Origin of the sequence: Nonomuraea sp. NPDC049158 (assembly GCF_040648335.1) — a bacterium.
Lineage (GTDB): Bacteria > Actinomycetota > Actinomycetes > Streptosporangiales > Streptosporangiaceae > Nonomuraea.
Genome location: NZ_JBEZDM010000002.1, coordinates 35,790 through 49,139, shown reverse-complemented (window position 1 = coordinate 49,139; position 13,350 = coordinate 35,790). Strand labels below are relative to the sequence as shown.

The 13,350-nt window shown below is 69.8% G+C and carries 10 protein-coding genes; 4 read left to right on the top strand and 6 right to left on the bottom strand.

Annotation, left to right across the window (positions count from 1 at the left end; all coding sequences use genetic code 11):
• Positions 1–20: 20 nt before the first annotated feature.
• Together AB0B61_RS04370 and AB0B61_RS04365 are read right to left on the bottom strand one after the other, a co-directional pair.
• Positions 21–1,034 carry a Gfo/Idh/MocA family oxidoreductase gene (locus tag AB0B61_RS04370; RefSeq protein WP_358427826.1) on the bottom strand — a complete coding sequence of 338 codons (1,014 nt, stop codon included), beginning with the start codon at positions 1,032–1,034 and terminating at the stop codon, positions 21–23.
• A complete protein-coding gene (locus AB0B61_RS04365; protein ID WP_358427823.1) occupies positions 1,004–1,750 on the bottom strand; it encodes a ThuA domain-containing protein in 747 nt (248 codons plus the stop codon). Before AB0B61_RS04365 ends, AB0B61_RS04370 begins: the two co-directional genes overlap by 31 nt.
• 162 nt (positions 1,751–1,912) lie before the next feature.
• Here AB0B61_RS04365 and AB0B61_RS04360 point away from each other — a divergent pair, with 162 nt between their 5' ends.
• Entirely contained in the window at positions 1,913–4,105 is a 2,193-nt protein-coding gene (locus AB0B61_RS04360; RefSeq protein ID WP_358427820.1) for an alpha-galactosidase, read from the top strand.
• Positions 4,102–5,331: an ROK family protein gene (locus AB0B61_RS04355; protein ID WP_358427817.1), complete on the top strand. Its 1,230-nt coding sequence runs from the start codon at positions 4,102–4,104 to the stop codon at positions 5,329–5,331. Before AB0B61_RS04360 ends, AB0B61_RS04355 begins: the two co-directional genes overlap by 4 nt.
• Here the strand turns inward: AB0B61_RS04355 and AB0B61_RS04350 are convergent.
• Entirely contained in the window at positions 5,318–5,551 is a 234-nt protein-coding gene (locus AB0B61_RS04350; RefSeq protein WP_358427814.1) for a hypothetical protein, read from the bottom strand. The genes AB0B61_RS04355 and AB0B61_RS04350 overlap by 14 nt on opposite strands.
• A gap of 235 nt (positions 5,552–5,786) precedes the next feature.
• Here AB0B61_RS04350 and AB0B61_RS04345 point away from each other — a divergent pair, with 235 nt between their 5' ends.
• Entirely contained in the window at positions 5,787–7,082 is a 1,296-nt protein-coding gene (locus tag AB0B61_RS04345) for a cellulose binding domain-containing protein (RefSeq protein ID WP_358427811.1), read from the top strand.
• Between the two features lie 9 nt (positions 7,083–7,091).
• Here the strand turns inward: AB0B61_RS04345 and AB0B61_RS04340 are convergent, their stop codons facing one another.
• Entirely contained in the window at positions 7,092–9,929 is a 2,838-nt protein-coding gene (locus tag AB0B61_RS04340) for a beta-L-arabinofuranosidase domain-containing protein (protein WP_358427808.1), read from the bottom strand.
• A 248-nt stretch (positions 9,930–10,177) separates the two neighbouring features.
• Here AB0B61_RS04340 and AB0B61_RS04335 point away from each other — a divergent pair, with 248 nt between their 5' ends.
• Entirely contained in the window at positions 10,178–10,408 is a 231-nt protein-coding gene (locus AB0B61_RS04335) for a DUF6289 family protein (protein WP_358427805.1), read from the top strand.
• A gap of 29 nt (positions 10,409–10,437) precedes the next feature.
• Here AB0B61_RS04335 and AB0B61_RS04330 read toward each other — a convergent pair whose 3' ends face one another.
• Positions 10,438–12,105, bottom strand: coding sequence for a glycosyl hydrolase family 28-related protein (locus AB0B61_RS04330; protein ID WP_358427802.1), 1,668 nt, complete (start codon positions 12,103–12,105; stop codon positions 10,438–10,440).
• A gap of 82 nt (positions 12,106–12,187) precedes the next feature.
• Entirely contained in the window at positions 12,188–13,321 is a 1,134-nt protein-coding gene (locus AB0B61_RS04325) for an FAD-binding oxidoreductase (protein ID WP_358427799.1), read from the bottom strand.
• Positions 13,322–13,350 lie beyond the last annotated feature (29 nt).

Genomic DNA, 13,350 nt, shown 5'->3' with positions numbered 1-13,350 from the left:
CTGCCCAGTACGAGCGGAGGTCACCATCGCTCGACCCTCGTCCGCTCCCCGGTACGGGCCGAGGTCAGCGCGGCCTCCAGCATCGCGACGCTGTGCGCGTTGTCGGCGGCGGGCGAGGTCGGCTCACCGGCGCCCGCCACGGCGTCGACGAACGCCCGCAGCACCCCGGCCCGCTCGAACAGCGGCAGCTCGGGCACCTCGACCGCGCGCACGCCCCCGGCCGCGTCGGTGATCGACACGGCCCGGTGGTCGTCCGGCGCGGCCCCCCAGGTCAGCAGCCCCTCGTCACCGGAGATCCGCCACACGCCGGGCCACGGCGTCTGCGGGCCGACCCCCTGGCTGGACAGGACGTAGTCGATCGTGGGCCCGCCGTCCAGCTCGACGATGAGGCTGGCTCCGGGGGTGTGATCCTGGGCCGAGCGTATGGGCGTGACCGGTACGCAGGTGATCGCGGCCCCCTCCCGCCCGAACAGGTACCGCATCAGGTCGAAGTGGTGGATGGCCAGCTCGATCAGGGAATTGGCGCCCCGGACCCCGGAGTGGTCGCGGTGCCATTCGACCGAGACCCGGCGGACGGCGCCGACGGCTCGCCGTTCGAGCAGGTCGCGCACGACCGGGGCGCCGGGGAAGATCCGGTAGTTCTGGTCGATGCCGAAGACCAGGCCGTCGCGTTCCGCGAGGCCGGCGAGCTCCCTGGCGGTCGCGGCGTCCAGGGTGAACGGCTTCTCCAGCAGCAGATGCGCGCCGGCCTCCAGGACCTGCCGGGCGACGGCCGCGTGCGCGCCGATCGCGACCGGCGCGATCGCGGCCACGGCACCGGTCGCCTCCAGCGCCTCCTCGACGGTGGCGAACACATTGCCGGCGCCGGTCTTGGCGGTGAACGCGGCCCGTGCCTCGGGGGAGGCGTCCACCCAGCCGGTCACCCGGACGTCGGGGAGCTGCGGGAGGATCTTCGCGGCCCAGTCGAGCCCCCAGGGGCCGAGGCCGATCTGGATCAGGTCGGTCATGCCTCGGCCCACCAGTTCCGCGGCCATTCGCCCTTCCTGGTGACCTTCGGCTGGGGCTGGGCGGGCGGCGTCGCCCACTGGACCGCGTTGGCCAGGATCCGCCGGATCTCGGGCTGGAAGTAGATCGGGGACTCCTCGTGGCCGGGGGCGAAGAAGAAGATCCGGCCCTTGCCCCGCTGCCACGCGCAGCCGCTGCGCAGCACCTCGCCGCCCTCGTACGAGCTGATGAAGACGAGCTCGTCCGGCTCCGGGATGTCCATGGGCTCGCCGTACATCTCGCCCTTGGGGATGACGACCGGGTTGGGGACGCCGCGGACGATGTCGTGGCCGGGCAGGATCGTCCAGAGCAGCTCACTGTCGTCGTGCCGCCAGCTGGCGATCTTGCAGGAGGTGCCCAGCAGGGCCTGGGCGACCTTCGACTCGATGGCGGAGTGCAGGATGAGCAGGCCCATGCCGTCGAGCACCCGCCGTCTGACCCGCTCGACGACCTCGTCGCTGACCTCGTCGTGCTTGAGGTGGCCCCACCAGAGCAGGACGTCGGTGTCGTCCAGTACGGCCTGGGTCAGACCGTGCTCGGGCTCCTCCTGGAGCGCGACACGTACATGTGCCTCGGGGCCGAGATGTTCGGCCAGTGCCTGCCCGAGCACGACGTGCAGCCCGTCGGGATACACCGACGAGACGCTGGGATACGTCCGCTCCTCATAGAACTCGTTCCACACGGTCACGTTCATTCGTTCGCGCACCCATCCGATGTTTCTGTGAGCCTGCCTCTATTTATGCAAGGCTTCTGCATATTAAGATGGGGTGACTCTAGGCACAATGCCTGGACTCCAGCAAGGTGAAAGGTCTCACATCCTGAGACTTGTGCCGGTTAGTCCACTTTTTGTGGACGCTGGAGACATCCGATGACAGAGCGAAGAAAGGTCAGGATGACGAAGACCTCCGACGTCGCGCGGCACGTTGTTCAGCTCCGAGCCGCCGGTGTGGCCCTGATCCTCGACCTCCGGTCCGCCGGGTTGCCCACCGTCGTTCACTGGGGTGCCGATCCGGGCCCGTGCGACCAGGCCGAGCTGGACGCGATCGCCGAGGCCGCCATTCCGCCGCATGTCATCAACCTCATCGACGGACCCGTCTCGCACTCGGTGCTGCCCGAAGGCCACACCGGGTGGTTCGGCATTCCCGGGCTGTCCGGCTCCCGCTCGGGTGCGGCGTGGGCGTCCCGCTTCACCGTGAGCAAGGCCGTCCAGGAGGAGCGGCGGCTCACCGTCGAGGCGGCCGATCCGGGCACCGCGCTCGGGCTGCGCCTCGTCATCGAGCTGACCGGCAGCGGGCTGGTCCGGTTGCGCACCTCCGTACGCAATGACGGGGAGGACGACTACCGGGTGGACGCCGTCTCGGCCGTCCTGCCGGTGCCCGAGCGGGCGGCGGAGCTGCTCGACCTGGCCGGGCGCTGGTCGCGGGAACGGCAGCCGCAGCGGGGGGCGTTCAACGTGGGCGTGCACCTTCGCGAAGGGCGGCGCGGGCGGACCGGGGCCGACGCCGCGACCGTGGTGGTGGCCGGGGTGCCCGGATTCGGGTTCCGGACGGGGGAGGTGTGGGCGGTGCACACGGCCTGGAGCGGCAACCACCGCACCTGGGCCGAGCGCACGGGCGAGGGCTTCAGGACGCTGGGCGGCGGCGAGTCGCTGCTGCCCGGTGAGATCGTGTTACGGCCGGGGGAGAGCTACGAGTCGCCCGAGTTGTTCTTCGGGTACGCGGACGGGCTCGACGAGCTGGCCGCCCGCTTCCACCGGCACCTCAGGGAACGGCCGAACCATCCCGGCTCTCCCCGGCCGGTCAACCTCAACGTGTGGGAGGCCGTGTACTTCGACCACGACCTCGGCAAACTCCTCACCCTGGCCGAGCGGGGAGCGGCGCTCGGGGTGGAGCGGTTCGTCCTGGACGACGGCTGGTTCCACCGCAGGAACGCCTCCGACCGGGGGTTGGGCGACTGGTTCGTGGACGACCAGACCTGGCCGGACGGGCTGCATCCGCTGGTCGACCGGGTCAAGGAGCTCGGTATGACGTTCGGGCTGTGGTTCGAGCCGGAGATGGTCAGCCCGCTCTCGGAGCTCGCCGTGAAACACCCGGAATGGATCATGCGGGCCCGTCCTCAGCTGCCTCCGGCCTCGCGCTGGCAGCAGGTGCTCGACCTGGCGCACCCGGAGGCGTACGAGCACGTGCTCACGCGCATGTCCGCGGTCATCGCCGAGTACGGCGTCGGCTACCTCAAATGGGACCACAACCGCGACCTGATCGAAGCGCCCCACGTTCACCGGCAGACGCTGGCCGCCTACCGGCTGATGGACGAGTTGCGGGCCACCTTCCCCGGTCTGGAGATCGAGTCGTGTTCGTCCGGGGGCGCCCGCGTCGACCTCGGCGTCCTGGAGCACACCGACCGGGTGTGGGCCTCCGACTGCATCGACCCGCTCGAACGGCAGACCATCCAGCGCTGGACCAGCCAGCTCATCCCGCTCGAACTCATCGGCGGCCACGTCGCCTCCACCGTCTCGCACACCACCGGCCGCCGGCACGACCTCGCCTTCCGGGCGATCACCTCGCTGTTCGCGCACTTCGGGCTGGAACTCGACCTGACCAGGCTGGACGACGCCGAGACCGCGGAGCTGGCCGAGTGGATCGGGATCTACAAGCGCTACCGGGCGCTGCTGCACTCCGGCACGCTGGTCCGCGACGAGCACCCGAGCACGGGCCGCTGGCTGACCGGCGTGGCGACGCCGGAGCTGGCGCTGTACTCGGTGGCGGCGACGCGCCGCTCCGACGAGGAGCCCGCCGGGCGGATGACCTTCCCCGGGCTCGACCCCGCCGGCCGGTACGCGGTGCGGCTCGTCGGCCCGAACCGGGACGACCTCGGCCCCCGGCCCGGCTGGCTGGACGCGCCGGGCCTGCTCAGCGGCGCGACGCTCGGCACGGTCGGCGTAAGGCTGCCCACGCTACGGCCCGAGACCGCCATGCTCATCGAGATCGCGGCACAACCGGCGCTCAGCGGGCAGGCTGTAGGCAACGCCGCGTTGGCAATGGATCAGGAAGCGAACGGATGACCTCCTCCAAGGTTCGGCCGAGCACGAGCACGCAGCTCGGCGGTGACACCTCCGCGCTGCGGACGCTCAACCTGCGCTCTGTGCTGCGCGTGCTCTATGGCGGCGGCAGCCACACGATCGCCTCGATCGCGGCGGCGGCCGGCATCTCGCGCCCGACCACGACCCAGGCGATCTCCGACCTGCTCGCCGCGGGCTGGATTCAGACCGCCGACCAGGTCATCGACAAGGTCGAGAAGAAGGACGGGCGGGGACGCCCGGCACAGCGCTTCGAGTTCCGTCCGGCGGCGGGCCACGTGCTCGGCGTCGACATCGGCGGTCACAAGGTGCTGGTGCTGGTCAGCGACCTGTCCGGGGAGATCGTCGCCGAACGCCGTGAGAGCCTGCGCCCGACCTCCCCCCGCTCCAGGCGTCTGACCATCATGAACCAGACGATCGCCGCGGCTCTGGACGAAGCGGGCCTGTCCGCCGCCGACATCTCCTGCGCGGCGATCGCCACCCCTGGCGTCGTCGGCCCGGACGGCAAGGTCACGCACGCTCCGGCCATCCCCGAATGGGCCGGCGTCGACCTGGGCAGGCACGTCCGGAACCGGTTCGGCATCCCGACCCAGGTCTTCAACGACATGCGGATGGCCGCGCTGGCCGAACACTGGAAGGGCGTGGCCCGTGACGCCTCCGACGTGGTGTACGTCCACGTCGGCCGCCGCATGGGCACCGGCCTGCTGGTCGCCGGCCGGCCGCACGCCGGACGGCACGGCGCCGCGGCCGAGATCGGTCTGTGGCGCGGGCTGCCGTGGGCGCACGCGTACGAACGGCTGCTGGACCTGGCACCGGGGCGCGGTACGGATCAGGATGACGCGATCCAGGCCATCTTCGAGGCGGCCAAGGCGGGCGACGCGGCCGCCCAGGCGGGTATCGACGGGTTCGCCGACCTGCTGGTGGAGGGGTTGGCGCCGGTGATGGTGACGATCGACCCCGAGCTGGTGATCATCGGGGGCGGCATCTCGGCCGCCGGGGAGGCCATCCGCGAGCCGGTACGCGTCCGCGTCGAACGCGAGACGGACTTCCCGCCCAAAGTGGTCTGCTCGGTGCTGGGCGACCATTCCTCCGCGATCGGAGCCGTGCGCTGCGCGCTGGATGTCGCGGAGGAACGTCTTTTCGCCGAGCTCAAGCCGGGTCCGGGAACGCCGGCTCAGCAGGGGGCAGGGGTCGCGCTCAGCAGGGGGTGAAGTAGTACTTCGCCTGGCCGTCCGTCGTCCCCCACTGGCCGGGCGGCTGAGAGCATCCGGACCAGCGCTGTCCGACGATCTGGTCCCCCACGAAGTAGCTGATGACGAGGAGGAGGTCGCCCCCCGGCGGGGGAGGGGGTATCGCCTGGGCCGGGGTGGAGCCGAGGGCGAGGGCGCTGATAGCCAGCGCCACCACTAAAACGCCGCGCTTCATTTTCATGCAGGTTCCTCCAGATCAGCCGAGTTTCGGGCCAGAGCGAACGCCGAAGCTATTTGCCTGAATGAGATCACGATAAGCGCTGTCGATCAAGGTGTCGGCGGCAGCCGCTTTATTTTCGGGACTCGATGAAAGTTTCACCCTTTTTGGCGAGTTTCCCCAGCTCAGGCGCATCCCAGCTTGACCGGCCGCCGCTCTGCGAGGACGTTCGTGTCGAACCTTCTGAGTTGGGAGTCCGATGAGTCACCCCCGTCGCCGGTTGCTCGCCATTCTGCTCTCCGCCTTCCTGGTCGCGCTGGGCGCCTTGGCGCCCTTGACGGAACAGTCCGCCAGCGCGGTCAGCGACCCGCCCGGCCCGGTGACGGGCAACGCCACCTACTTCGACGGGCTCGGCATGCCGTACGGCGGCTGCGGCCTGCCCCAGGCGAACATCGACTCACCGGACTTCGTCGCGCTCAACGTCTACAACACCCCCGGCGACTACTCCTTCTACCCCCGGCCGCTGACCGGAGCCAACCTCAGCAAGGCCGGGCTGTGGAACAACGGCCTGAACTGCGGCCGCTACATGCAGGTAGAGATCGGCGACTACTGCACGGGCACCAACGACGGCGCGCAGAACCAGGCGTTCTGCCGCAACGGCTCCTGGGTCTCCGACGCCTACAAGGGCGCCAAGCTGACCATGCTGGTCGCCGACAGCTGCGGCGACTCCAACGCCTGGTGCCGCGACGATCCGTACCATCTGGACCTGTCCAAGGACTCGCTCAACCGGTTCGTGAAGAACGGCGCCCCGATCGGCGACATGTATCCCAGCCACTGGAACAACCGGCACATCACCTGGTCGTTCGTCCCCGCGCCCAACTACAGCGGCGACATCACCATCGGCTTCCTGCAGTCCGCCCAGGTCTGGTGGCCCGCCATCTCCGTCTCGCACCTGGCCAACGGCATCCACGGCGTCGAGTACTTCGCCAACGGCGCGTGGCAGACGGCCCAGATGAACGGCGACATGGGCCAGTCGTACATCATCGGCGGGACCACCTCGGGTGGTAACCAGTACCAGATCCGGGTGCGCGACGTCACGGACACGCTGATCAACGGTGGACGCGTGTACAGCTTCACGCTTCCGTCCACCTGCAACCCGTGCGGCACGCCGTACACCAAGGTCAGCTACACCACCTCGACCGGCTCGACCGCCACGCCCACCCCGACCCCCACCCCCACCCCCACGGGCGGCACCGGTGTCTTGTGCGGCGTGGACTACCAGGTCGCCAACGCCTGGCAGGGCGGCTTCACGACCAACGTCACCGTACGGAACACGGGCACCACGACCTGGAACAACTGGACGGTCACCTGGACCATGCCGTCCGGCGTGACCCTGACCAGCGCCTGGAACTCCACCATCACGCCGTCGGGCACCACATGGACGATCAAGGCCCCGAACTGGGCCACGAGCCTGGCACCGGGCGCGTCGGCCACCTTCGGCTTCCAGGCCAACGGCCCCTCCACACCCGGCCCGACCAACATCACCTGCTCCTAGGCCGGGGAGCTACCTGCGGAGCCTGGCCTTGGCGGCCGCGAAGACCACCGCGTTCTTCTCGGTGGTGGTCATCAGCCCGGCCCGAACCCAGTCGTCCGCGGTGCGGGTCACCGCGGACACGAAGCGGCCCTGGTTGTCGAAGGGGGCCATGGCCCATAGCGCGTCCAGGAACGTCGCCGAATCCGCCCGCGCGTAGTTCGGCACACCCGAGTCCACCTTGCCGAAGACGATCTTCGGCTCGACGCGGTGGAAGTAGGCGTGGTAGCGGTCGGTGTCGCCGCTGTAGAAGGGCACGAGCGGCAGGCCGTGCGTGGTGAAGGTCATCGGGGCGGTGGACGTCATGGTCTGCGCGAGGTCGCCGGACAGCGTGAAGTCCTTGAAGAAGGAGAAGTCGCGGAAGGTGGTCTCGTCGCTCTTGGCGACCATCGGCACGGGGCCGTACGCGATGCTCTGGGTGGTCGGCGCGTCCAGCGCCTTCTCCACCCGCAGGGAGAACGGCATCGACACCCTGATCTTGTCGCCGCGCCGCCAGGTCCGGTTGAGCGTCACGTACTCGCCGGGCCTGGCGTTGACCTTCTGGTCGATCCCGTTGACCCGGACCGCGAAGCCCTTCTCCACCCAATAGGGCACGCGGAGCTTCACGACCAGACGGCCGGTGCCCTCCACCGTGAGCGTCGTCACCCCCGCCGGGTCGGTCGGGTAGTTCGTGACCTGTTTGATCGTGAAGCCCTTCTCCGGCCAGCGCAGCTCCGAGGCCAGGTAGAGGTTCACGTAGAGCGCCGAGTCGTCCACCGACCGGAAGTAGATCGAGTCCTGGAACTTGGTGTGACTCTCCAGTCCGGTGCCGCCGCAGCAGGTGCCGAGGTTGCCGTAACTGCGGGACGCGCCCGGACGCATGGGGATGAAGTAGGTCAGCAGCGGATCCGTGGTGCTGTCGATGTTCCGGCGTGAGGCGAGGATCTGGCCGTAGAGGGCGCGCTCGTAGTACTGCATGTACTTGGGGTTCGCCGTGTGGAAGAACAGGCCCCTGCTCAGCTTCAGCATGTTGTAGACGGGACAGGTCTCGGCGTTGTTGGTGCCCAGGGTGCCGACGATGACGTCGCGGGCGCCGAAGAGCTCGCCGTTGTCGGTCGGTCCGGCCGTGCCGCCGTCGGTGAAGGTGCGATGGGGGACGACCATGTCCCAGAAGTTCACGGCGGCGTCGAAGTAGTGGCGTTCCTGGTCGCGCTCGAAAATGGCCAGGTAGCCGATGAACTGGGGGATGTGCTGGTTGGCGTGCTTCCTGTTCAGCGTGTCCTCGTTGTTGACCGTGGCCGTGAGGAGCGCGGTGTTGTCGAAGCACTTGGCCGTCGTCAGGTGCTCCTCCTTGCCGCCGAGGGCGTAGAGGTCGGCCATCACGGTGTTCATACCGTTGTACTCGCCCGCGATGTAGATGCTCCACATGCGGTTGAGTTGCTCCCTGGGAAGCGGGCCCAGCCGGCTGTGCACCCAGTCGCCCATCTTCATCACGATGGTGAGTGCCTGCTCGCTGCCCGCGTACTGGTAGGCGTCCAGCAGCCCACGCATGATCATGTGGCAGGTGTAGTAGGGCGCCCAGATGGTCGGATAGGTGGCGTACTGCTCCAGCAGGATGAACTGCGTCTCGGGGTAGGCGGCCAGGAAGCCGGGGTAGCTCGGCCCGGGTTGCCCGGTGGGCTCGGAGACCAGCCGGGCGTCCTTCCCCTTGCCTGAGGAGTCGGCCGCGCTCTCGCCGCTCTCCTCGTCGAAGCGGTACCACGCGACGTCGCCGCCGCCCAGCCCGCCGTCCGCGCTGGTCGTCAGGGCCGCGATCTCCGCCTCGGTCAGCGCTCGGCCGTAGATCTGGAACTCGTCCACCGAGCCCTTCAGGTACGCGTCGCCGTACTGCGACTTCCCGATCCAGTTGTTTCCGGTCGGGCCGAGGCTGGACGGCTTGAGGGTCATGGCGGTGTTCGTGCCGACCGGTGTGCCGTTGACGTAGAGGGTCCCGGTGCCGCCCGACAGGGTGACCGCCAGGTGCGTCCACTGGCCGGTGGGTAACTGGGCGGTTCCGTTGATGCGCTGCTCGCCGCTGCCGCCGCTGGTGGTGATGGCGAATCTCGGCGCGGCGCCCGCGCTCACGGTCAGGAACATCGTGCGGCTCGTACCGGTGCCGAAGTCGAAGATCCGCGACCAGGTGGTGATCGCGGCCGGGTTCAGCCACACGGAGATGGTGAAGTCGTCGAGGCCGCTCACGATGTCGGCGGGCAGCGACACGTACTGGGGGCCGTCGAGTTTCGCCGCCTTGCCGAACTTCCCCGCCACCCTGGCGACCGGGTCCGGAGCGGGCGCGGGTTGCCCGACCCTGGCGGCCAGCGCGTCCTGGCACTCGCCGAGCGCCTTGACCATGTAGTCGACCTTGTCCTTGTAGAAGGCGTCGCCGGAGCCGGCGTAGGCCAGGGCCAGCGCGCTGAGGAAGTGCCCGCTGTAGTGGCCGCGCAGGTTGCCCGTGGCGTCGTCCCAGCTGCCGGGCGGCTGGGCGCCCAGCGTGTCCAGCCCGGCGTTGGCCCGGAAGTTGGCCAGCATCCGGTCGGCGGGGTAGGCGCGCAGGAAGTTCAGGATCCGGTCACGGTTGACGCTGAACAGGCTCTCGCCCAAGGTGACCTGGCTGTTGGCGAACGGTTTCACGATCCAGGCGCCGGGCACCGGCGGGTCGTGCTGCGGCGGCGGGGCCAGGGGCGTACGGGCCGCCTGGGCGGTGCCGAGCGGGAGCGAGGCGAGCGCGGAGGGGGTGACGGCGGCCAGCACCGCCAGCCGCAGGGCCTCTCGCCTGGGCATCATGTTCGCCATCTCACTGTCCTGTCCATGCTCGGGTCCGGCGGATGGTAGCGCTAACATTTCTGGCCGAGCACCCTGGTGATTGCGTGCTCGGTGGGAGTGTTAACGATCTCGTCGCACCCGTCAAGGCGCCGAGACGGCACTCTCACTCTGACAGTGGTTTTGACCCTTTGAGTACCGGGATTGACCTTATTGATCTATTCACTTCGACGAACGATCATCGAGGGCAGTAGCGCTTCCGCACCTCAGGAAGGATCTTCATGATTCGCCGCGCATCGCTGGCCGTCCTGGTCGCCCTCGGCGCCCTCACCGTCATCAGCTCGCCCGCCCACGCTCGCGCCTGCATGATCGACTACCACTGCGAGACGTACTACTACAGCGACTCCACCCGCACCACGCTGGTGGGGGTCAAGTACGAGAACTGCGTCGGGGATGAGACGTGGGTGGGCAGGCGCGGGTCGTACCCGGTGTTCAACGAGAACCCCTGCTGAGACCTTTCGACAGCCGCAGCCGGCCGCTCTCAATCCAGATTGAGGCGGTCGCGCTGGGCCGTGTACAGATCGGTGACCCGGGGGCGGGTGCCGTGGTCGGCGAGCAGGTTCTCCAGGTCTCCGGTGAAGTCGGGAGCCAGCTCGCTGACCGTCCCCGTGGTCCCCTGCACGCCAACGGTGAGGCTGCGTGGCGCGACATCCGCGATCGTGATCGCGTACGGGCTGCCGCCGGTGATACGGATGTTCCAGTGCGCGATCCGCGCCCCGAACAGCGGGCCCGAGGCCGCCGAGCCGCCGACCCGGCCGTTGTTGACCAGGGTGATGTTGGTCCGCGCGTTCTCGAACGGCAGCGCCCGATGCGAGTCGAACGTGCCCTCCGCCATCGTGCCCCGCCGCCAGACGTTCCCGGATGACAGGCCCTCCAGGTTGAGGCCGTGGTGGACGGCTCCCGCGGGGACGGGCACGGTGAACGCCTCGATCTCGAAGTCGTCCACGAGGTTGTCGTGCGACTGCATCCGGCAGGCGAAGCTGTGGTGCGCGGAACGGCCGCCGACCGCGACGCGGGTCAGGGTGTTGGACTTGGCGGTGGTGAAGCCGAAGCCGAGGTCGCAGTTCTCCACGCGTACGTCCCTGGCCCAGCAGTCGTGGACGGCCTGGAAGCACACGCCGTTGGAGCCGGGGTGCTTGTTGTGGGCGGTCATCGGGACCAGGTCGTTGCGGATCGTCAGGTCCTCGACGCCGCTGTCGTGCACGGTGGGGCCGAGGGCGCGCAGCCGGGCGGGCCAGCCGGGGCGCAGGTCGTACCTGATCGGCTGGGCCAGCCTGACGAGGCGGGTGCCCAGAACGGCCTCGATGCGCACCGGCCGCTGGAGGAGTGCGTACTGGATGTACTGACCGCCCGATCCGGTGACGAGTTGGGGCGCGCGGGTCGGCCAGTCGTACGACCGAGTGCCCGGAATATCGCCCGCCAGGTGCTTCAGCAACGTCGCGTCCGGCGGGTTGTCGCATTCGAGCACGACCAGGTCGCCCGCGCGGAGCTTGCTCGTGTCGGACACCAGCAGGGTCCGCTGGCCGCGCGAGGCCGCGCCGACCTCGGCGAGCGTGTCGCCGAGCAGCCAGCCCTCGGTGCCCGCGTAGTCCTCGGACTCCGAGCGGGCGCGCCGCTCGGCCGCGATGAACCAGACCTGGCCGCCGGTCCACGACCAGCGGCTGTTGCCGTTGGACTGCCTGGCCGGCCGGTAGCCGTCGTCCAGCGTACGGGTGAAGCGCAGGATGGTGGAGTCGCGCCCGGCGCCCCGCAGGACCACGTTCGACCAGTGCATGAACACCGGCGACGAGAGCAGGTAGGTCCCGCCCGGCACCAGCACCGCGCCGCCGCCCCGTTCGCCGGCGGCGCGGACGGCCGCGTTGAAAGCGGCGGCACAGTCGGTCGTCCCGTCCGCACGGGCACCGAAGTCGGTCACCTTCGCCACCACCCGGGGGCGCGGTGGCCGGGCCCCGAGCCGGTAGCCGGCCCGCGCGATGTCGGGCACCAGCGGATGCCCGCCTTCCGCCGCCGCCCACTCCTCCAGCAGCGCCGCCGACGTGTCGCCCTGGCGGGCTCGGGTCTCCGCCTTGGCGGGGGACAGGGAGAGCGCCGGTACGGCGGCGACGCCGCCGATCAATGCACGGCGGCTCAGCGTGAAAGGCTCAGGCACACATCGGAGGATTACATCAGCAATGGTCGCGGTCAAGACGCTATTGCCATGGAACGCGGCAATCCATCGGATGACTTGACGGTCAGGACGTGGTCATGAGGGTCAGGCTCTCGTCCTCCACGGAAGCCGCGATGTCGCGGGTGACGCGGTATCGGGCCAGGTCGGGGCCGTCGCCGTGGGTGATCTCCTGAGCCACGAGGCGGCCGAGTTCGGGGGCGAGGTTGACGCCGCTGTGGGTGACCAGGTGATAGAGGCCGGGGGCGTCGGGGTGCGTGCCCGCCAGCGGCAGGCCGTCCGTCGGCACGGGCCGGACGCCGAGACGGACCCCGGCCAGGCTGGCGGTGCGCAGCGCGGGCAGGATGCGCTGGCCGGCGGCGTGCAACCGTTCTGCCAGGGCGTCGTCGCTCTGGCCGGGCAGGAGCGCGTCAACGGGCCAGGAGATGGAGCAGATCCGGTCGCCGGGGGCGGGGCGCAGGTCCACCTGCGGCGTGGCCAGGATCGCGCCGAGCCGGAGACCGGGGATGGGAGTGCTCTCTCCGACCAGGCCGGGGATCCGGGTCATGGGGAGGTCGGTGCCGGCCAGCGCCGCGATGCGGTCGGCGTCCGGGCCGGTGCAGTTGACCACCCAGTCGGCTTCCCAGCGTCGCGTGCCGGTCTCGACGCCGGTGACGGTGTCGCCGCTGCGGATCAGCGCCTCTGCGCGCAGGCCGTACCTGATGTCGGCGCCGAGCGTGGCGGCGCGATCGAGCAGGCGCTGGACGAAGAGCGGGGCGTCGTACCAGGCGCTCTGGTCGTGGATGACGAGTTCGCTCGCCGTACACGCGGCGGGGTCGACGTCGGGAGCGAGTTCGCGCAGCTCGGACGGGTCGGCGATGCGGCAGGCATGCCTCCAGGACCTGAGGCGGCCGGCCCGCTCCCTGAGCCCGCGCTGGCTCTCCTCGCTGTCGCCCCACTGGATGGCGGGCATGGGGTGCCGCCAGGATGGGCCGCCGAGCTCCTCGGCCAGCGTGGTGTGCAGGGCGGAGCTGGCGCGGTTCAGGTCGTAGTAGGTGCGCGGGGTCTTCAGATGGGTGACGTCCATGGAGAAGGTCGCGCTGGAGGTGCCCGCGGCTGGGCCGCCGGCCTCGATGACGACAACCTGGGCCCCGGCGACGGCCAGGTGGTAGGCGACGGAGGCACCGAGCACTCCGGCACCGAGAACGATGACGCGGGACACGTGGATATCTTTCCTTCGGGGTCTTCGGG